This is a genomic window from Paenibacillus sp. 01T424 (genome assembly GCF_056398745.1).
The window spans coordinates 30,548-51,119 of sequence record NZ_JBFTPZ010000023.1 but is presented as its reverse complement, the minus strand read 5'-3'; the positions used below and the strand labels follow the sequence as shown (position 1 = coordinate 51,119).

At 46.5% G+C, this 20,572-nt stretch carries 18 protein-coding genes; 14 read left to right on the top strand and 4 right to left on the bottom strand.

The features are described from left to right. Positions 1 to 5: 5 nt before the first annotated feature. The 6 genes from AC1DPK_RS17965 (at position 6) to AC1DPK_RS17940 (ending at position 3,983) form a co-directional block, all read left to right on the top strand. Positions 6 to 788: an ABC transporter permease gene (locus tag AC1DPK_RS17965; protein WP_076270058.1), complete on the top strand. Its 783-nt coding sequence runs from the start codon at positions 6 to 8 to the stop codon at positions 786 to 788. A 42-nt stretch (positions 789 to 830) separates the two neighbouring features. Further along, entirely contained in the window at positions 831 to 1,739 is a 909-nt protein-coding gene (gene hprK / locus AC1DPK_RS17960) for an HPr(Ser) kinase/phosphatase (RefSeq protein ID WP_477511201.1), read from the top strand. A gap of 134 nt (positions 1,740 to 1,873) precedes the next feature. Continuing rightward, positions 1,874 to 2,326, top strand: a complete 453-nt coding sequence (locus tag AC1DPK_RS17955; protein ID WP_076270056.1) for a GyrI-like domain-containing protein — start codon at positions 1,874 to 1,876, stop codon at positions 2,324 to 2,326. A gap of 127 nt (positions 2,327 to 2,453) precedes the next feature. Continuing rightward, entirely contained in the window at positions 2,454 to 2,936 is a 483-nt protein-coding gene (locus AC1DPK_RS17950; RefSeq protein ID WP_477511200.1) for a hypothetical protein, read from the top strand. After that, positions 2,933 to 3,724 carry a PhzF family phenazine biosynthesis protein gene (locus AC1DPK_RS17945; RefSeq protein ID WP_441882187.1) on the top strand — a complete coding sequence of 264 codons (792 nt, stop codon included), beginning with the start codon at positions 2,933 to 2,935 and terminating at the stop codon, positions 3,722 to 3,724. The genes AC1DPK_RS17950 and AC1DPK_RS17945 overlap by 4 nt, the downstream gene beginning before the upstream one ends. Positions 3,725 to 3,728: 4 nt before the next feature. After that, positions 3,729 to 3,983 (top strand): DUF2164 domain-containing protein, encoded by a 255-nt coding sequence (locus AC1DPK_RS17940; RefSeq protein ID WP_076270054.1) that lies wholly within the window; start codon positions 3,729 to 3,731, stop codon positions 3,981 to 3,983. 164 nt (positions 3,984 to 4,147) lie between these two features. Here the strand turns inward: AC1DPK_RS17940 and AC1DPK_RS17935 are convergent, their stop codons facing one another. Continuing rightward, positions 4,148 to 5,320 (bottom strand): GGDEF domain-containing protein, encoded by a 1,173-nt coding sequence (locus tag AC1DPK_RS17935; protein WP_430061726.1) that lies wholly within the window; start codon positions 5,318 to 5,320, stop codon positions 4,148 to 4,150. Positions 5,321 to 5,443: 123 nt separating this feature from the next. On the opposite strand from AC1DPK_RS17935, the gene AC1DPK_RS17930 reads away from it, so the two are divergent. The 3 genes from AC1DPK_RS17930 to AC1DPK_RS17920 are packed head-to-tail and all read left to right on the top strand — an operon-like array spanning position 5,444 to position 11,266. Then, entirely contained in the window at positions 5,444 to 6,571 is a 1,128-nt protein-coding gene (locus tag AC1DPK_RS17930) for a glycosyltransferase family 4 protein (RefSeq protein ID WP_477511199.1), read from the top strand. A gap of 32 nt (positions 6,572 to 6,603) precedes the next feature. Beyond that, a complete protein-coding gene (locus AC1DPK_RS17925) occupies positions 6,604 to 7,890 on the top strand; it encodes a metallophosphoesterase family protein (RefSeq protein ID WP_477511198.1) in 1,287 nt (428 codons plus the stop codon). Positions 7,891 to 7,945: 55 nt separating this feature from the next. Next, positions 7,946 to 11,266 carry an AAA family ATPase gene (locus AC1DPK_RS17920; RefSeq protein WP_477511197.1) on the top strand — a complete coding sequence of 1,107 codons (3,321 nt, stop codon included), beginning with the start codon at positions 7,946 to 7,948 and terminating at the stop codon, positions 11,264 to 11,266. A gap of 24 nt (positions 11,267 to 11,290) precedes the next feature. Here AC1DPK_RS17920 and AC1DPK_RS17915 read toward each other — a convergent pair whose 3' ends face one another. Next, positions 11,291 to 12,331 carry a YkvI family membrane protein gene (locus tag AC1DPK_RS17915; protein ID WP_076270049.1) on the bottom strand — a complete coding sequence of 347 codons (1,041 nt, stop codon included), beginning with the start codon at positions 12,329 to 12,331 and terminating at the stop codon, positions 11,291 to 11,293. A 213-nt stretch (positions 12,332 to 12,544) separates the two neighbouring features. Beyond that, positions 12,545 to 13,258: a hypothetical protein gene (locus AC1DPK_RS17910; protein ID WP_477511196.1), complete on the bottom strand. Its 714-nt coding sequence runs from the start codon at positions 13,256 to 13,258 to the stop codon at positions 12,545 to 12,547. 266 nt (positions 13,259 to 13,524) lie between these two features. Here AC1DPK_RS17910 and AC1DPK_RS17905 point away from each other — a divergent pair, with 266 nt between their 5' ends. From AC1DPK_RS17905 to AC1DPK_RS17895, 3 genes are all read left to right on the top strand, one after another. Continuing rightward, entirely contained in the window at positions 13,525 to 14,094 is a 570-nt protein-coding gene (locus tag AC1DPK_RS17905; RefSeq protein WP_076270047.1) for a xanthine phosphoribosyltransferase, read from the top strand. An 82-nt stretch (positions 14,095 to 14,176) separates the two neighbouring features. Next, the gene (locus AC1DPK_RS17900) at positions 14,177 to 14,497 is read left to right on the top strand and encodes a hypothetical protein (protein WP_076270046.1); all 321 of its coding nucleotides are present in this window, start codon (positions 14,177 to 14,179) and stop codon (positions 14,495 to 14,497) included. Between the two features lie 136 nt (positions 14,498 to 14,633). Then, entirely contained in the window at positions 14,634 to 14,858 is a 225-nt protein-coding gene (locus tag AC1DPK_RS17895; RefSeq protein WP_076270045.1) for a hypothetical protein, read from the top strand. Here AC1DPK_RS17895 and AC1DPK_RS17890 read toward each other — a convergent pair. Continuing rightward, complete coding sequence (locus AC1DPK_RS17890; protein ID WP_477511195.1) at positions 14,833 to 17,442, bottom strand: transglutaminase-like domain-containing protein; 2,610 nt, start codon at positions 17,440 to 17,442, stop codon at positions 14,833 to 14,835. The two genes, AC1DPK_RS17895 and AC1DPK_RS17890, sit on opposite strands and share 26 nt — an antisense overlap. Before the next feature lie 123 nt (positions 17,443 to 17,565). On the opposite strand from AC1DPK_RS17890, the gene AC1DPK_RS17885 reads away from it, so the two are divergent. Continuing rightward, positions 17,566 to 18,708 (top strand): GntR family transcriptional regulator, encoded by a 1,143-nt coding sequence (locus AC1DPK_RS17885; protein ID WP_430061718.1) that lies wholly within the window; start codon positions 17,566 to 17,568, stop codon positions 18,706 to 18,708. A 407-nt stretch (positions 18,709 to 19,115) separates the two neighbouring features. Beyond that, positions 19,116 to 20,522 (top strand): ABC transporter substrate-binding protein, encoded by a 1,407-nt coding sequence (locus AC1DPK_RS17880; protein WP_076270042.1) that lies wholly within the window; start codon positions 19,116 to 19,118, stop codon positions 20,520 to 20,522. Positions 20,523 to 20,572 lie beyond the last annotated feature (50 nt).

The following is a 20,572-nucleotide window of genomic DNA, read 5'->3' as shown; positions in this document are numbered from 1 at the left end:
CCCATATGAGATTGTTCGGTAAATATATTTTGATCATGTTTAAGTCGCAAACGCAGTACCTTACCTCATTTTGGCTGCTCTCCTTAGGTCAATTTTTTGTGCCATTTTCTGTTTTTGCAGGATTATATTTTATGTTTGAGCGATTTGGCCAAATTGAGGGTTGGAATTTTCAAGAAGTAGCGTTATGCTTTTCTATTATTCATATGTCATTTGCGATTAGTGAATGTTTTGCACGCGGTTTCGATTCGTTCTCTACGTTGGTCGTTAATGGAGATTTTGACCGTCTGCTGGTTCGGCCGCGCAGTACCGTGCTTCAGGTACTCGGCTCGAAATTCGAATTTTCACGTGTGGGACGGCTGCTGCAAAGCGTAATCATCTTGACGTGGGCTTTAAGTGAGCTTACGATCGAGTGGACATTGCTTAAAACAATAACTCTTATTTTTATGATTTTAAGCGGTGTCTTTGTTTTCTCTGGTATCTTTATACTCGCTGCAACGATGTGTTTTTGGACGGTTCAAGGTCTTGAGATTGCAAATATATTTACGGATGGAGGGCGAGAGATGGCCCAGTATCCGTTAAGCATTTATAAGAAATGGGTGACTCGTTTTTTTACGTTCGTCATCCCTTTCGGAAGTGTCAATTATTTGCCTTTGCTCTACTTGTTAGACAGAACCTCTGGGAATGAACTGCTCTATATGATTTCGCCAATAGCTGGCATCCTCTTTATTTTGCCTTGTCTGCTTGTATGGAACATCGGTGTTCGTCATTATCGCTCGACAGGCTCTTAATATGAACAGCACTTTATGATAACAGCAAAGGAGCGTAATGTTATGAAATCAATAGCGGTACGGGAATTAGCAGCGCAATTATCATTAGAAATATTAGCAGGAGCCGATAAGCTCGATCGACAGATTGCTAAAGCAAGAGCCTATCGACCAGGACTTGAATTTGTTGGATATTACGATTTTTTCCCACAGGAGCATGTTCAAATTTTGGGCAGGAAGGAAATTACATACCTGCACTCATTAAGTGAAGAAGAACGAAATCATCATATTGGCAATATTGTTAAATATCATCCGCCTTGCTTTGTAGTTACTGCGGGTCAGGAAGGTCTAAAATATTTGACCAAATATTGCGATCAAGAAGGTATTCCTTTGCTGCGAACGAAGCTTCCAACGGTGCAATTGCTTGGCATGCTGGATGCTTATCTGCTCAAAACGCTTGCTCCGGAAATATCGATTCATGGGATTTGCTTAAATGTGCTTGGCATTGGCGTGCTGCTGCGCGGCAAGTCAGRCATTGGCAAAAGCGAAACAGCCCATACGCTCATCAAACGGGGCTCTAGGTTAGTTGCTGATGATATCGTTGTACTAAAAAAGCTGAGTTCACAAACGCTGCTTGGCACGCATAATGAGAAAACAAAGGAGTTTCTAGCTCTGCGCAGCATTGGTCTTATTAATGTTGTGAGATTGTATGGCAGACAGGCGTTTCAAGACGAGACGAGAATTGTACTCGATATTGAATTAACGAAGTGGCGTGATAATGAACTCAATAATGATTTAGAGCTGGAAACCAAATTTACAGATTATATGGGTGTGAAAATTCCTCATATTGAAATCCAAGTGCAGCCGGGCAGAGACGTTGCAGGTTTAATTGAGGCAGCCGCGAATAATTGGTACTTAAAGCAGCAAGGCTATAGTGCGGTAGAAGAATTTATGAAACGGCTGGAGCAAGGCTAGCGGCTTTGTCAATAATCCCGATAAAGGATTAACATGCAAACGACTATCCAAATACTTGCAAATCATGTTACACTATGGGCAGAGAAAGCTCATCCTAGCGCACAAGTCCTGACAGATTCGAAGGAGGAAATCGCGTGGAAAACTGCTCAATCGTAACAAAACCTGCGCTTCATTTGGCGGGTATCAGCTACTGCGGTCCATATTCATCCTTTCCGGATGAAGCGATTCGGCTGCAGACCGAGTTTTTGACACGCAAGCACGAGTTGAATGATGCAACAAAATCGACCGTATTGTACAGTCCGTACTTCGGCAATGAAGTGTTTGCTACCTACTGGGCTTGTTATGAAGTCCAGCATCTGGAGGAATTGCCTCCTGGTATGGTACAATTCACGATTCCTGAACATCGTTATGCGATGGTCGCTTGCTCCAATAAAAGAATCGGCGAAGGGTACGAGCAGCTTCATGCTTGGATAAATGAGTTGCGGCTAGAGAAGCAAGAAAACGCCGTATCGCTGGAGTTGTTTTATATTGACGAGCATCATTTGGAGGAAGAGCCGGTAGAGCTGCTTATTCCGCTCAAAGGATAACCTATATGAAGTGCTTGCACACAAACGAATCGGAGTATGGAATGGATAACATTCGAGCCGGATCATTTTGTGACAGCAAGCACTTTTTTGTTTGGGATTGAAACAGATTCAGAGAAGAGGATTTCAAATGTCAGCTATGAGAGATGGGAATAAGCGCTCGTTTCGGCAGTATGTCAGGAAGCTAGTTATTGCTGGTATTGCGGCTGGTGCTGTGAGTGGAATCGTGTTAGGCTTTACGATGAAGCTGCTTGAGCACCTTACCGGATCAGCGGTATATGTATTGCTTCTTAATATTGATTTCATAGAATGGCTGCCTTATAAACGAACGGAGACGCTTGAATTTATCCTTCATATGGTTGTTGCGCTTCCACTCGGTATTATTTATTTATCCCTGTTGTCGCTTTGGAGAGCTCCGATAGGACTAAGCCTTGGCATGAGTATAGCAGTCGCATGCTGTACGTGGATTCCACTTACACAGCTCTCAGAGCGTACTCCAGCGACTAGCGATGTACAAGCTCTGATTTGGTGGTTGCTTGGTCATCTCTTATATGGCGCTGTACTATCGTTGTTTGGCGTGACATGGATTAAGAAAGGAATGTTGGAAAAATGAATTATCCGTTATATATTGTAGATGCATTTACGAATGAAAAATTCAAAGGCAATCCTGCCGCCGTTTGCATTGTAGACGAGCCTCAGTCAGAACGCTGGATGCAGCAGGTGGCAGCGGAAATGAATCTCTCAGAGACGGCATTTATTGAGCAGGGAGCAGAGCATTATGAGTTAAGATGGTTCACACCGATTGCTGAGATTGATTTATGTGGACATGCTACACTTGCTACAGCACATATCTTATGGGAAACAGGAAGACTGCCACAGCACGAAACGGCACGATTTATGACGAAAAGCGGGTTATTGACCGCTGTGCATAAAGGGGACTGGATGGAGATGAATTTCCCTTCCGAGCCGCCGGAAGCAGCTGTTGCACCTGAGGAGCTCATTCAGGGTCTGGGTCTCATTCCGAGATATGTTGGCCGCAATCGAATGGACTACTTTGTTGAGGTAGACAGTGAGGATACACTGCGTACGCTGCGGCCTGACTTTGGGATGCTTGCCCGTCTGAGCGCCCGCGGAATTATCGTTACAAGCCGTTCAACAGATGCTGCGTATGACTTTGTATCTCGGGCATTTTTTCCTGGCACAGGGATCGATGAAGACCCCGTAACGGGTTCGGCCCACTGCGCGCTCGCGCCATATTGGGCGAAGAGGCTCCGCAAGCAGGAGTTAACTGGCTATCAGGCATCGGAGCGCGGAGGGATTGTGAAGGTAAGACCGGAAGGCGAGCGAGTGTATTTGCAAGGACAAGCAGTGACTATTCTGAGAGGACAATTGGAGGGTTAATAATATGTTAATGTTGAAGCTGCCAAAAGAGCAGAAGGAGCAGTTGATTGCTAGCATTCAGCAGTATTTCGAGCTGGAGCGTTCGGAGACGCTTGGATCGATTGCGGCGGAGCAGCTGCTTGATTTTATGATACAAGCGGTTGGGCCGCATGTTTATAATCATGCGATTAAAGATGCTCGCCAAACGGTGCTTGAGCGGATGCAAACGCTGGAAGACGAGCTTTATTCACTAGAGAAGCCGACTGCGGCAAAGCGATAACAATAGGGCTTGGCAGCTGTTAGGTACAGCGAGAAGGCAGGACAGCTATTGAAAATGGTAAGCATATGACGAATATTGAGTACTTACGCTTTTCTCAGAAGCAAACAAAAAAAAGGCACTGACCATCAAGGCTATAAGCCTTATGATCAGTGCCTTTTCATTGTTTATGCTTTTGATTTTTTGGAAGCAGCTGATGATTTGAACGGGGTTACTTTGTTTTTGCCCGTCGTTTTGGAATAGTACATCGCTTCGTCAGCCTGCTTAATCATTTCTTGAACAGCTTTGCTTTCTTTGGAGGTGCTGAATCCGACACTTATCGTAACCATCGTTTCCTGCTCGACTCTGCGCCGAATGGATTCAGCTACAATTTCAGGTTTTACGCGCTCCGTGCTAATGCAGCTTAGCAGCTCTTCTCCGCCATAACGGCCGGCTGATCCGATGCCGCTCGATTCTTCCTTAATAATCTCGGAAACCTGCTTCAGTACGCCATCGGCTTTGTGGTGGCCATGGGTATCATTCAATTTCTTAAAGTTGTCGATATCGCAAAAAATAATAGCCATCGGCTTGTTGCTCTGAAGCAGCTGCTCCGCCTTCGAAGAGAAATGGCGCCGATTATACAACCCAGTCAAGCCATCCATAATAGACGATTGATAGGTAAACATCAACCTCTCGATCACCCACTCGAACAAGAGGATAAACAATAGGGTATAATACACAATCGGCAGCAGCTGGCTAATCGTCAGCAACCAAGTCAATGAGCCATGAAATACATAGGCATTCGACAGCCTAGCGAGCTCGCTTGCAAAAAATACGATTAAGCTCGCGTAATATTTGGAGCTCATGTGGGCGCTTCTTGTATCAAGCATAATCATGAAAATAACGATTAAACCATAGAAATCGAGTGCCGGGTATGTAAAAGCTTGCGCATGAACGACCGTGTCCATCGAATTGGGCATAATCGCAAATTGTATGCCTGCAATAACGAATGTCATCATACTCATAATGATAAAGGGAATGACTTTAAGCTGTGCCGTTCGATGAGTATATAATTTCATGAAAACAAAGTTTATAATAATAAAAGATAGGATTTGAAGTATGGTAAAGGCTAAATGTAGAAATGGTGATAATGACCAGCCTGGATAAGCGAGCACGACGAGCAGGCATTGCTTAATAATAATGATTGGGATGGCTGTAATGAGCAAGCGATAAATTCGTTTGTTGCGGTAGCTTACATAAAGCCGAACCGACATGAAGAGCATTAAGATCAGAATGACGATGACCGCCGATGAAGAGAGCAGTTGTCCATTTGGGCCTGAAAGCCATTGTGTAAGAGTCATGAGTTACCCACCGTTATCTAGTATTAGTTTCAATAGCTTTACAGAAACATATGTTCTAATATATCATGTTTTACGGTGAACGAATAGTTGAATTACATGTTTTACGTTGAAAGGATGGGACACATGAATATTTTACAAGCGTTATTTTTTCCACCGGAGCAGCCGGGCGGAGTTTCTTCCATGATCCCGTATATTCAAGATAGATTCATTAAGTTTGGTTGGCAAATGGAATTGTTCTCTCTGCCTAAGCGGGTAAGAAGCAAAGGGCAGGAAGAAGTGACATTCGAAACCTTTGATCATACGATCTACAGCGGAAATGTAATGGTCGATAAATATATTCAAACGTATAAAGATTACGTATGGTGGACAAAGATGCGCATCAAAAAACCATACGATATTATACATGCGCATCATCCGATTGCTGGACTTGTCATGAAGCAGCTATTTCCAGATACTCCGCTTGCGATGACGATCCATTCCAGCTATGAACGGGAGCTTATTCTAAACGRCAAGATTAAAGAGGGCGGACCTGAACACCGATTTCTAATGAGTCTTTATGGCGAGCTGGAGGCGAAGGCGGATCAATTGCTGACCGTTTCCGAGTCCTTCCGTACCTATATCGCTCCTCATATCAAGCATCCAGAGAAAATAAAGGTTATTCCAAATGGTTTTGACGAGAAACGATTTAAACCGATATCCCATGAGAATGCGGTAACGCAGCTCATTACGGTGTGCAGGCTCGTCCCTGCCAAAGGACTTGATGTACTGCTGCGCGCATGCGCAGAGCTTAAACAGAAGGGTCATCCGTTTGTTCTTCATATCATTGGCGATGGACCGATTCGCGAGGAGCTTGAAGCATTAGCAGTTGAGCTTGATTTGTATGATGATATTATCTTTTACGGCTATATGCTGCATCCGGAAGAGTTTATGCCGTTTTTTGATGTATTTGTATTGCCTTCTCGCGCTGAGGCCTTCGGCTCCGTGTTCGCAGAAGCTGCTTTATGCTCGCTTGCACTTGTCGGCACGAATGTAGGAGGCATTGCCGAGCAAATCGAAGATGGCGTTAATGGATTGTTAGTACCGCCGGAAGATGCGACAGCTCTTGCTGATGCGCTGGAGAAGGTCGTAACCGATCCCACTTATCGTTATCATCTGGCAAGGTCTGGTTCAGATAAAGCCAAAAAGGTATATTCACTTCAACGAGTGATTGCACAGCTGAAAAAAGTTTATATTCATATGAAGCCGGAATAACGGCTCATTCTATCGGAATAGGCGGTTATAAAATGTCGGTACCTTTTCGATTTATCCATGCAGCAGATTTGCATTTAGACAGCCCTTTCCGAGGGCTTGCGAAGGCTCCGGATCAGGTGCGAGAGGTGCTCAGCGAGTCCACCTTTGCAGCACTGCGTCAGCTAACGCAGACCGCCATTCGCGAGCAGGTAGATTTTATCGTGCTGGCTGGCGATTTGTTCGATGAAGCAGACCGTTCGCTCAGAGCACAGCTTATGCTCGTACGAGAGTGGCAAAAGCTGCAGGAGCATGGAATATCCGTATATGTAATCCATGGAAATCACGACCCGTTAAATGGCGAGCGAGCAGACTTAGAACTGCCGGCAAACGTGCATATATTTGGAGCGGATCAAATGGAATATCGGCCGGCTTACCGTACTAACGGTGAGCTGGCTGCATTTGTTTACGGAAGGTCATACGGAAAACGCGTCGTCTCGGAAAATATAGCTGCGGCTTATCAAATACAGCAGGAAGCGCCCTTTCATATCGCGCTGCTGCACGGAAATGTTGATGGCGATGGAACGCATGACCCGTATGCTCCATGCTCGCTGAGCGAGCTGATCGGTGGCAAGGGCTTCGATTATTGGGCGCTAGGCCATATCCATAAACGAAGGGTGCTGCATGAATACCCTCATGTCGTATACGCAGGCAACACACAAGGAAGAAATCCGCGTGAAGTAGGAGCAAAGGGCTGTTACTTGGTGGAGGTAACCGCTGCAAGAGCGGTAGAGCTGACCTTTATGCCGCTGGATGAAGTCAGGTGGCACGAGTATGACTGCTCCATCTCTGAGCTGAGTACAGAACAGGAGCTTTTGCAGCAATTGGAAGGTTTAATTGACAGAATATTAGCTGAAGCGGAAGGCCGCTCGGTTATGCTTCGACTTTGTTTGACAGGTCGCGGGCTGCTGCATCAGAAGCTCTCGGAGCCAGCGATTGTTCGAACGCTGCTTGAGCAATTGCAGGAAGGCAGGGCGATATCATCAGCTGAACCATGGATCTTCGTGCATGGGCTAGAGGTGAATACAGGGGCTGCGATCAACTGGGAGGAGCTGGCGGTGGAAGACAGCTTTACCGGAGAGCTCGTTCGATTTAGCGCAGCATTAACGGAGGATGAGAAGTTATGGCAGGATTTTGCCAAAAATGCTGTGAGCCCGGCAGCAGGGCATGCGAAGCTTGGCAGACTTATGTTTAATCATTGGGACGAGCCTCCCGAGCGCTGGCTAGAGCAAGCGCGCGAGCTGACGCTTGGTTTGCTTCATGATCATGAACGTGGCGGATGATGATAGGGCGAGTGCAGCTTGTATCTGCAAAAGCCTATAGGAGATGACAGGAAGCATGAAGCTTTTGAAGGCTGAAATTGACGGTTTCGGACAGCTATATAGGAAGCAAATACCGCTCGATGCGGCGGTCATTATCGTATATGGTCCAAATGAAGCGGGAAAAAGCACGATGTTCGGCTTTATCCGATCGATGCTTTTTGGTTTTGCCAAACGCGGACAGTCGAATGAGCGGCAAGAACCGGTGAATGGCGGCAAGCATGGCGGTCGGATGTTTTTTCAAAGTGCAGAAGATGAAGCATACGTGGTTGAGCGATATGCGGCTGACGGATTAGGCAAGCTTAAGCTGCGCGCTCTAAGCCATGCAGCTGGCAATGACGAATTGTTAAATGATCCATTCATTAGCGTCATTGCTGCAGCAGATAAATCTCTCGAAGAAGCAGCGCTCACACAAACGGAATGGGAACGGCAGTTTCTAGGAGGCATTAGCGAAAAATTGTATCGACAGTTGTTCGCTATTACGCTGACTGAACTGCAAGAAATCGGCGCATTGTCGGGAGAAGAGCTTGGACAATATTTGTATCAAGCAGGGTGGGACAACGGAAAATCGATAGCAGCAGCTGAGAAGCGTTTAGCACAGGAGATGGATCTTCTCTTTAAGCCTCGCGGAGCTAATCAACAAATTAATCAACATTTGAAAACGCTTGAGCAAATAGATGCTCAGCTTCGGAAGCGCGCAGATGCCATTGTCTCCTATAATCAGTTGACGCAGCAGACGGGCCAGCTGGATGCATTCTTGCAACAGCTGGAATTGGAGCTGCCAGCAAAAGAAGCAAGGCAAATGCTGCTTCATAAAGCTTGCACCACTAGGCCATTGTGGATTCGCAAGCAGCAGCTGATGATTGAGCGCGAGCAAGTCGCTTACGCTGCAGAGCTCTCGCCGCATGCGGAGAAGGAATGGGACGAGCTGCAAAGGCAAAGAGCTGAGCTGCGCGAAGAAGCTGAGAAGCAAAGGCAGAAAGCGCTGCTAATGGAGCTGCAGCTTGAAGCGATAAGTTATGATGAGCAGCTTCTCCGTATTGGAGATGAGACGGAAGCTCTGCTTCAGGCAGCTGAGAGTATGCGCCAGCTGAAGCAGGACAGCATAGAGCTGGAATCAGAGCTTCGCGAGCATGATGAGATGATTGCGAGGCTCGTTACCAGCATCGCGCCGGAATGGACAGAGCGTCAGCTGAGGGAGCTTCACGTTACGATAGCCGATCGTGACTTTGTGCGCAGCGCTAGGCAGCAGGAGCTGGAGCACGCGCGAGGAGAGGAGCGATTCGCGGCTGAGCTTGAGACGCTTAAGCAGCAGGAGCAGGAAGCGTCTATCGCTTTGGAGGAGGCGAGGTCTGCCGCCGCACGGGAGAAAGAGCGCAGCGAGCAGGAGGGCAGCACCGGATTTGAGGTGCTACCGCGCTCGCGAGATGCGCTGAAGGGGGCGTGGAACGCCCTCGATAGCGCGCTGCGCGAGTGGGAGCTCGAGCGGGCGCGCTCTGCCGGAGCCGCTGCAGCCGCAAGCGATAGCGAATCGGCTGGCCGCGGCGCGGCAGCTTCGGGCCGAGGCGGAGCCGGCCCTTGGTGGGCTGCTGCGGCAGGAGCGGGCGGAGCCGCGCTGGCGCTTGGAGCTGCCGCGCTTGGCGGAGCAGGGCGCGGTGCAGGTATTGCTGCGCTGGCGCTGGCGGGAACGGCGCTTGCGTTTGTTGTTGTGGCGCTGCTGCGGAGTCGCGGCGCTGGGAATGCAGCAGCAGGCGAGAGCAGCGATCAGCTGCGTGGACGCGGGCGTTCGCGAGGGCGCGGCGGTGCAGCCGTGCTCACTGGCACGGAACTTAATGAACGAGAAAAACGAGTGCATCAAGCTTTAGAGATGATTGTACATAATCCGCAAGAGGCAGCGGCTGCCCTGCTTGCGGCAAAGCATTACAGCTCGCCAGAGCATCTGCTCGCTGCGGAACAAGCGCGCACACAGCTGCGCGCCGCAGTCGAAGCCCGTCTCGAGGCGCTGCAGCGCAGCGAGCGCCTCATCGACCATAGCAGCGAGCTCGCCCGCCGCCTAGAGCGGCTGCGCGCGCACGCTGCAGGACGCAGCGAGGCTGCCGCCGCTGCTGCACAAGCAAGGCAAGCCATCGCCCATCAGTGGGCTGACTGGCTTGCAGCTCGCTCACTGCCGGCGGGAATGTCGCCGGCCGCTGCGCTCGAAGCATTCGAGCTTGCCGAGCAAGCTTTGCAGCGGCTGCAGCATTATGACCGGCTGTCGGCGAAACAAGCCGCCGCAGGCAAACAGCTGGCTGCTTTCGCTGCGCAAGCAGCTGAACTGTGCGGGCATTTCAAGGAAGCGGCCGCAGCAGCGGCTGCTGACCCAGCCCTCGCGCTGCGCCTGCTGCATGCCGAAATTCGCCGCCATGCTGCAGCCAAACAAGAAGCGCGCGCTATTATTGCGCGCCGCGATGAGCTGCGCATGTCGCAGCAGGCTGCTGAATCCCGGCAGCTTGAGCTAGAGAGCCAAGTGTTGATTGCAGTGGAAGCGGCTGGTCTATCAAGTGAAGCCCAATATGAGCTGGCTATTTCGCATCATAGCATATGGACGGCGCTTGAGCTTGAGTTGTCGAAGCTTGCGTTGGAAATAACGGCTGGCATGTCAGCGGAGAGAATTTCCGAGCTCGAGCATTTATTTGGCTGCTACGATGAAGAGCAGCTGCAGCAGCTGCATTTGGAGTCGCAGACGGAGCTGAAAGAGCTGGAGCGGCAAAAGCAGGAACAGCTTGAAAAGCGGGGGAGAGTGCGGCAGTCGCTAGACCATCTTCTGCAGGAAGCGGAGCATCAAAGGCTGCTTTCTGATAAAGCGATGACGGTTGCCCAGATCGAGAAGGATGCAGAGCGGTATGCGGTTCTTTCTATTAGTGCAGCATTAATTAGCCGAACTAAACGTGTTTATGAAGAAGAGCGTCAGCCTGTCGTGCTTCGCAATGCATCGCGCTTTATGATGGAGCTGACAGGTGGAAAATATATTCGAGTACTTACAACGCCAGGAGAACCGGGAATCAGGCTGGAAACAGCGGAGCACCGTCTCATCGACAGCGGAATGTTAAGCAGAGGAACAGCGGAGCAGGTTTATTTGGCGATGCGCCTTGCTTTGGCGGAGGAAGCAACAAGTGGAGCGAAGCTTCCTCTTATGCTGGATGATGTGTTTGTTAATTTCGACAAAGGCAGGCTGCATGCAGTAACCAAGCTGCTCGCATCCTTATCGAGTGAAAGGCAAATGATAGTTATGACTTGTCATGAGCATGTTCGAGACGCAATGCTCGAGCATTGCGAGGGTGCGTTACTCGTACAAATATGATGATTTATAGCAGCCAGCTGCTCTCTAATGAGTAATAACACGTTTGCGGATAATTAAGATGAGCCAGCCCAAGCTGACCAAGCCGAATAACGGATAAAGAGTGGATAGAAGCGGACCAAATCCGATTTGGCTGGCTACATAACAAATCGCGAGGATAAGTAGTACAATCAAGCTCCGAGCCCATTTCAAACGCTCATGAAGCTGAAGGGTGAGGCCGTAAATGTCTGCAATGAGTGTCGTGAAGATTTCAGCGAAAATAATGAAAACGTAAATAAACTGTACGCTAGGCCCTAGCTGCCTAGCAATCCCGCCCATCGGTATTGCGAATTGTTGAATGCCTGGCATATGAACGGAAAGCGCGATGTGACCAGCCAGCAGCATGAACCCAATTCCGATTCCTCCGACCCATGAGCCAGCAATAATGACCTTGCGGTCACGAATTTCTGCTCCCAGCGGTACAAGCACAGCTTGCGACATTGAGAGGTTGAAGGCGGTATATAAAAAAGGTGAAGCCCAAGCGGCCCAGATGGAATGGTCGCTTGATAAAGTAATGAACTTGTCTGCGCCTGGCGTTTGAAATGTATTGATTATGATGAGTACAGTGAACAGCAGCATAACAGGGACGACGATCGCATTGACCGTCAGAATAGCATTCATTCCTTTGCGGAGCAAAAAATAACAAGCGGCAATCGTAATAAGCAGACCTGATTGATAAGAAATATTCCAATGCTCATAAAAGATGGTGCCGGCACCTGCGAGCATAACAGCGGTTACGCCAAGGAGTACGACTAACATGAAGTGGCTGATAAGTCGTCCATATTTGTCGCCGAACAATGCTTTATTTAAGTCTTCGTACGACTTTGCTCTAATTTCACTTGCAATGAGCATCATCTTGGTGCCTAGCCAAATGAACAAAATGGTAGATATAACAATCGTGACCGTACCCCAGTAACCGAAGCGGGTAAAAAACTGAAGTATTTCTTGGCCGGTGGCAAAACCGGCCCCCACGATTGTCCCCATGTAAGTTGAAGCGATTTGCAATACTTTCCCAGTACGTTTCCACATCGTCTACCGTCCTCCGTTCGAAAACCCTCTATAATTAGAAGGTATGTCCAAACGGGGACAGGCATGACTTTTTTCAAAATATTACGAATTTCTACGGGATATTTAGAAGCAGAGAGGGCCTTCATTCTAGCAGCGGCGGTAGTGCTGTGGTGTATTTCATTCAATGGCAGCCTTGGTTTGCTCTTTACATTAGTTACGCATGTTAAATTCTGTCTAGCTGGTAGCGAGAAGCTTAATGGAAATGATTTCATTATGCTCGGGATCAAGATCCAGCTTAAGCAGCGCTTTGTTTGCTTTGTAAGTGAGCAAATATGCGGTTTGCTTCTCAGGCTTGCCGAGTGCAAGCAGTGCAGCTTCCGGATTGTCGCCGATTTGCAGGCCGCTTAGGCCAGCTTGAATGTTTTTTTCAAAAAGCTCTATAAATTGTGTTTTTTTCTTAGCATTGATTCCAACTGCAAATCCGTCATATTCAAGCACGGTAACAGGATCCGTCTCTTCCTCAAGCTTGTAGCTGTCTTGCGGATTGCCAAACTGCTTAACAACAGAAGCATGGGTATCGCCAATTGCTACGCCATGGAGAAGAGGCGCGTCTGCTTGCCACAATGCATCCTCACTTTCGGTTTTTACCGGCGCTTTGGGATTCTCTGACTTGCTGACTGCTGAGGTTTCAGCGTTTGTATTGCTGCTCGTATCCACCTTGTTCATATGAGGCTCGTCCATTTGAATCTCATTTTCCGTTAGCTCAGAGTAAGAGTTCTGAGGGCTGTTAGGCTTGCTCGTCTGTTTGGTCAGAAGAGGAGCTGTGTCATCCGTGTAAGTATCAGGCGTGGTTGTCGATGCGCTCTGGCAGCTGGCAAGCAATAAAGCAAGCGTTGAAGTTGCCGCGACCATAGCCGCTTTTTTCGTAAATAATCGATTGGTTTTCAAGGTTTTCACTCCTTTCCCTATAGGAAATATCATCGGTATAATGAACCATATTTATAAATGTGCTGCTAAATTCGTTCAAAAGTTATGTTATTAAATTAGACGTGTAAAATGTGGTAAAAGTTTCTCTATTTTACTGTAGATATGAAATTTCTCGCTCGAATTCGCTTGATTTTTTTGGGATTAAAAACGATCCCTTCAATAGGGTTGCACTTTTTGCCTGACCTATGGTACGGTATCAAAAAGGATTTTGGTGGAGGTAATGAAAGATGGAAAGTTTAAAACAACGTATTTTAGCAGAATCATCCGTATTGTCTAGCAATGTACTGCGGATGGATGCTTTGATCAACCACCAGGTCGACCCAGCATTGACAATGGAAATGGGACAAGAGTTTGCAAGGCGCTTCGCGGAGGAGCAAATTACGAAGGTGATAACGGTGGAGTCGTCGGGAATACCCGCTGCCTTTGCAACCGCATATACTCTAGGCGTACCGCTCGTTTTCGCTCGCCGCAAGAAGACATTAATTGCTGATCCAGATGCTTATGTGGAACGTGTTCCTTCCTTTACAAAGGGAATGGTGACTGATATTATGGTGTCCAAACAGTTTCTAACGGCTGAAGATCGGGTACTCTTTATTGATGACATTATTGCCAACGGCGATGCAGCGCGTGGATTGATAAAAATTATTCAGCGCTCGGGAGCAGCTTTAGTTGGACTTGGCGTCGTTGTCGAGAAGTCATTTCAAGCTGGAGGAAGAACATTACGGGAACAAGGAATTCGTGTGGAGCCGCTCGTTCGCATTTCATCGCTTGATAACGGTGAAATTAAATTTGAGTAATAAGTTCCAGTGCAAATGTTCTTTTCGCATCCGGCATTATCGCTTATAATGGTACAGAAGTGATCGAGGGGAGGCACATACTATGGGGGAAATGTCTGCAGAGTTTATGTATACAAAGCTAAGCGATGCTAAAGTCCACTTTGAGCGTGCACTAGATTGTAAACATACGGAATTTGATGATTTATATCCTTATATGATTGAGCATCCGCAATTTTTCTGGTACAAACGTTATGTCGCGTGGTCAGAGCTGCTCACTATCGTGAAGCTTTGCGATGAATTGTCTATTGAATGGCGGGAGCAATTCACTGACCGTCAAGGCGAATATATCGGCAAACGGGTGATGTCATCACGCGTGCTGGATGAGTGGTATGAAACGAACGACGCGAAAGAGCATGCAGGTTAACGTAAAGAATGATATAAGTATAAGTTAAACCTTATTATTATTTTATATTTTGAAGTAAACCTCAATGTGATGCGTAAGCATCCATTGAGGTTTTTCAATAATCATACGGGTTAGAATAGAAGCAGGAGGAATTGCAATGATAAGTGAAGAGCAATTGGATCAATATCGCGTAAGCGGTGAGACGATAAGAGTTGTAAGAGATGCAATCGAAGCAAATGATGTTAAAGGTATCGTTGTAGCATGGGACGAGTCCTCTGTCGTTATTCGCAGACCAAATCGCCGAGTAGTGAAGCTAAGCCGTACATATAGCTACACACCAGCATCCGAGGATCGGCTTAATCTTTTTCCTGATGAGAATTAGCAATCGCATGAATGGCATCAAGCGCTTCTTTGCCGGTTCCGAGCTTGTATCCCTCTGACATGTAACGGATTCGTCCTACATTATCCAAAACAAACAGGATGGGAAACTGTTCCATCCTCTTCGGCACGATCAAGGGCTGAAAGAGGTTAAGGCCAGTGTATGACTGGTCAAGGTGGAAAGAAGCGTTTCGGGGCAAGGCAGCATCTTGTTCTAATGAGAAGGATGCGGTCAGCTTATCTTCACCCGCTGTCAATATGACTTGGCCATTCCATGCCTCAAATGCAGGAGCCAGCTCTCGAAGCTCTCTCAGCAGATGTTTTGAAGGCTCACGGTCTGGCTCGATCCAAGCGATGACTGCGCCGCGAGGCTGAACGGCTGCCTTCATGCTAATCTGTGGATAGAATAACTCCTTATCCATGGCATCAGGGGAGAGTGAGGCTAGAATTGGAATTTCCATATCCTTGCTGCGGAAGCTCAATGTCAATTTTGTTGTAGCTGATGGAGAAATGTCGAAATAAGCAAGCCGGACCTTTAAAGTACCATTTGGAAGTCTTGTTCCGGTTATTAGCCGATATTGTCCGCATACCAATTCGATTGGCGCGTCGAATACGTCCTTTTTACCAAAGGGGAGCATCTGTGTGTGATACATGCCCTTCGTAAATCGCGCAATCGTGAAGTTATTGAAATAGGCGGCTTCTTCTACATCTGCTGCTATGTCTTTGATGAAATGAACAAAACCTAGTGCTGGCGGTGAGGTGCCCTCCGAACAAAAGTCAGTCCAATGGCTTGGCATAAAGTATTGCGGCCTTAAATCAGTTGGTTCAAGGCGAGCTGGTATTCCTATGCTTCTTGCTGTTGCGATTAGAAGAATGTGGAAGCAAAGCCGATCGCCTTTTTGTAATTCAAAGCTGCCTAGCGGCGTGGCAGAGCCGTTATAATGATTCATGCCTTCGATAATATCAAATTCACCCGCAAGTCGTTCGTACATGGCCTCAGGTTGACCGCGATACAGCTCCTTTTCTGCCTCAGAGTAATGCTCTTGGAAACGATGCTTGTAGGGTGCAATCATCTCATAATGTATACGCGGACAAAGTAGATACTTGCTGGTAAAAGATTTATCTAAATCGGTATCCTGACTTTCAATCAGCGGCAAAGAACCAAGTAGATGATCATCTAACGAGATTTGAAACGTATCTGTCAAATCCTTTTCATGAAGTGATTCCAGCAGCAAAAGCGGCCATTCTCCATATAAATGGGATTGATTTTGTAAAAAAGCATAAATCTCATGGCTGTTGCCTCTAGCTTTTTGAAGGACGTTCCACACCCGATCTCCATTTAGGGAGAGCTGATCAGCTAGCTGAGAAGACTGCTCCAAGCTAACAAATGTTGCTTCATATGCAGCACGAATTTGGGAACCCTCTTGAATTCGCTCACTATTTTTCTGCTTCTCCTGCTCAGTGGCGGCTGAAGTCAGCTTGCTGTCCACAGATGGCGGGGGGATCATCTCAATATCTGAAATGCCGCCTCGAACTTCCTCTTTGCTCATAACCATTGTAAATTCGTTCGCATCTCCCGTATGGATAAGTATAGAGCCCCAGCCTTCTTCGCCAACAGCGTGTATATATAAGCTGCCAAGTCCAGTTGTAAGGGTAACTTGCCCGGCTTGATCTGTCGTCTTTGTCACAATAGTAGAAAACTCGGCGTAATTATACAGCTGGAAGTGTACCTTAGCACTAGATGGGGAACCAGCTTGATTAAGTACTTTGATCGTAATGGTCTTGTTTACGGCATAGTTGTCTAGTAAATTAATTTCGGTATACCAAGGATGCTGCAGCGTAATTTCCTCGGGGCCTGCATAGTTGGAAGGAACTCTCGTATTAACGAGCATAGCTCTTTGGGCAGGAGCGCTAAACCAGCCTTGGTCTAGCCTTGCTTCTGGCTCGCAAGCACCGAGAAAATGCCAACGACCGTCAGCCCAAGCTTCAACCCAAGCATGATTGGAATCACAATGGGCCCAGCGTGGTGTATAGCACTGCCTTGCAGGAATTCCGATGCTGCGGAGTGCAGCAACTGCAAGTGTGGACTGCTCTCCGCAGCGTCCGAGAGTGGTACGGATAATGGTTAAAGGAGATACGGTGCGCTGGTCGTTTCCTATGTAGGTAGCTTTTTCATGGCACCAGTAGTTAGTCTCCAAAATGGCATCTTCCATGGACAGTCCTCGAACGCGCTCGAACAATTCATTAAACAACAAGCTTCGAATATCCTCGATGTTCTCGTTATTGACCCGATATGGGAGAACAAAGTGGTAAAATAAATGATCGGACACCGTGCTGCCCCATGGCACTTTATTCCGAATAGCAAGGGAAGCCTGTACATGGCTAAGAAAAAGTTCACCATTATAATCAGCTAAGTCATTAAGAGGCATGTAGGCATATAAAAATTGCAGCGCAAACTGCTCATCCGCGCTTAAGGGCTGCTGAAAAACGCTGAATAGCTGCTCTTCACGCAAGCTGGCTAGGCTCCTTTTGTAGGCGAATTTTTCTAGAACCTGTGTTGTCCAGTCTGAATTCATAATTATGATCATTCCTCTCCTAAATACTGCAGGTATACTCGAATGAAGTTGGTATATTTAATTTGCATTATAAAGAATTGATTTGGTATAATCAATACAAGAAATGCATTACGGATAGACTGGAAGTGAATGAGCATGCAGTCCGATAACAAACCTTTGTATATGGTCATTCTTGAGGATCTCAAGGAAAAGATAAAATCGGGAGAATATTTGCCTGATCAACAACTTCCAACAGAAGTGGAATTGGCGGAGAAGTCAGGGGTTAGCCGCATTACATCGAAGCGCGCATTAATCGAGCTGGAACGGGAAGGCCTAATATACAGGAAGCGCGGAAGCGGGAGCTTCGTCAAAAAACAAGAGATTTATATCGAATCCGATACAGGCACCTCAAATGCCAATCGGATTATTTCAATGATTCTTCCTTATATGGCGACACATGAATCGGACTATATAACCGGAGCATCGGACTATTTGGACGATAAAGGTTATTATTTAAGCATTCATAACAGCAATTGGAGCAGGGACAAAGAGAAGGAGCTGCTCGTTCGAATTCCTAAAAACGGTTCAAGCGGCATCATATTGTATCCCATCAGCACCATTAGCAATATCGATTTAATCAATGCTATTTATTGGAACGACTACCCGATTGTGACGATTGATCAGTACTTTGAAGGCATTCCGATTACGAGCGTTACTTCAAATAACTTTGAAGGCGGTTATGAAATCGCGAAGCAGCTGCTTGAGTTTGGCCATGAGCGAATTGCTTTTGTTTCCAGCATCAGCATCGAATTTCGCAGTTCGGTGCGCGACCGGTATCAAGGCTACTGCAATGCGCTGAAGGATTACAAAATTCCGATTGATCCTGACTTAATCGTTTCGGATTTCTATAGACAAGTAGATGAAACAAATAGCAAAACCTTCTATAAATCAATGATTGCTTCGCTGATTCAGGCTGGAGTAACAGCGATTCAAGTTGAGCATGATCACCTTGCCGTCGATCTTCTTAAAAACGCGATTGAAATGGGATTGCAAGTTCCAGGACAGCTTTCAATTGCCGGCTTCGACGATCATATCATTGCGCAGCATGTAGAGGTTCCGCTTACGACCGTAGCCCAAGATTATAACGAAATAGGCCGTAAAGCGGCTGAATTAATCGTTAATCGAATTGAACGAGCTGATTTTTCACCGCAAAAATTACAGGTTCCCGTTCGTGTGGTAGAAAGAGAGTCCATTGGCATGCAGACGGTAGATGATCAAGCCTCGGTCAAATCGGTATAGGCAATCTATTGTTCTGCGTCATTCATTTTAGTGTAAAAAGCTGGCCATAATGGCCAGCTTTTTTATTTGGTATAATCAATAATGTATTTTACTATATTAAGTATATTCATTGTTTACAAAAAATAGTATTGCGATTATAATAACTTTTGTAAGCAGGCTAAAAGGTATATCTAATTACATAGCCAAATCGGTTTGTAATTAAAGTGATACACCTTGAGAACGAACCGATTGTACAAAAATGGATATATCGGTTATTTTTGCTTGCGAAGAATGTAAGCGCTTTATAACTGGTTTTATTATGCCGTTAAGGAGGGCTGTTCGGTATTTCTGTCTAGAGCTTGGTTAAAGCGTTTCGTAATCATGTCTTTTTAAAATTTCAATCCAATATGAATGATGGGGGATTTTAAATGAAAAAGCTAAAATTACGCTCGTTTGCAGTCATTGCATTAATACTCATGGTTTCAATTGTAGGATGCTCCGGAAAAAATGGTGCTAACAGCAATCAAGGGAAAGAAACGAATGCAGTTTCTCCGACAAATGCTGAACCAACAACAGAAGCGACTGTGGCGCCGGAAGAGAACAAATACGATTTAAAAGGTCAGACGATTAAAATCGGCGTTTGGTACGACGGAGCAGATCCAAGATTAGTAGAAGAAAAAGGTCCCGCAGAAGAAGCACAAATCAAATTGATTGAAGATGCGGAGAAAAAATATAACGGCAAAATTGAATTTGTAAAGTTCGGCGACTATGGAAAGTATATTGAAAATTTCACGACGACCTCTCTCTCAGGCACACCGTTTGCGGATATCGTTCGGATCGAGCTTTTCTGGGCGTTTCCACAGCTTGTGAACAAACAGTTCATTCAGCCAGTTGATGAATTTTTGGATTTGAATGATCCGAAATATATTAGCTGGATGAAGGTTGGAGGAAGTTATGACGGCAAGCAATACGGGATGACGGATTCAGCTCCTTCTCCGTACGGCATGTTTTATAACAAAACGCTCGTTCAGAAGCTTGGCCTAGAGGATCCATACGAGCTTCAACAAAAAGGCGAATGGACATGGGATAAATTCCGTGAATTTGCAAAAACAGCAACGAAGGATACAGACGGCGATGGAAAAACAGATGTATTTGGCGTAACCGGGGCTTACGGTAAAGTTAAAGCATTTGCAGAGCAAATGGTCTACACGAACAACGGGGCTCTGGACAAGGATGCAAGTGGAGAATACAAATTCGCTATGAATAGTGAAAATGCGATTGAGTCCTTGCAGTTCATTTCTGATCTCTACAACACAGATAAATCGATCATGCAGCCGGTTCCTGAGGATGCAGCGAAAGAATTCATCGCTGGCAAAGGCGTTATCTATGCAGGATTCAGCTGGGAGCTTGGCACGTTTGTCGATAGTATGAAGGATCAACAACTTGGTTATGTTTTCTTCCCGAAAGGCCCTAAGGCTGATCGCTATGTTTCCTACACACCGTTTGGCAATATGTTCATGGTAGCTAAATATTCGAAAAATGCTGAGGTTGCTGTGAAAATTCTTGATGAGATTAGTCTTCATGAAGAGGGCAGAAAGCTAGCCAATGAGTCATGGGAAACTTCTTACCCAAGTAAAGAGTCGCTCGATACTCGGAAACAGATGGCCGACAACATTGAGTATATCTCCTACTATGGCATTCCAGATGGCGAGAAGCTCTTTGAAGGTGTCGTCAAAGAAATTACAGAAGGCAAAGTATCGCCGTCCACTGCAGTTGACAAAATCAAACCGCAGTTTGAAGCGAACATGAACAAATTGCTTCAAGACAACAAATAAAATTTTGTCAAAAACTCTCGGCAGGCTCCTATTTTAATAGAGAGCCTGCT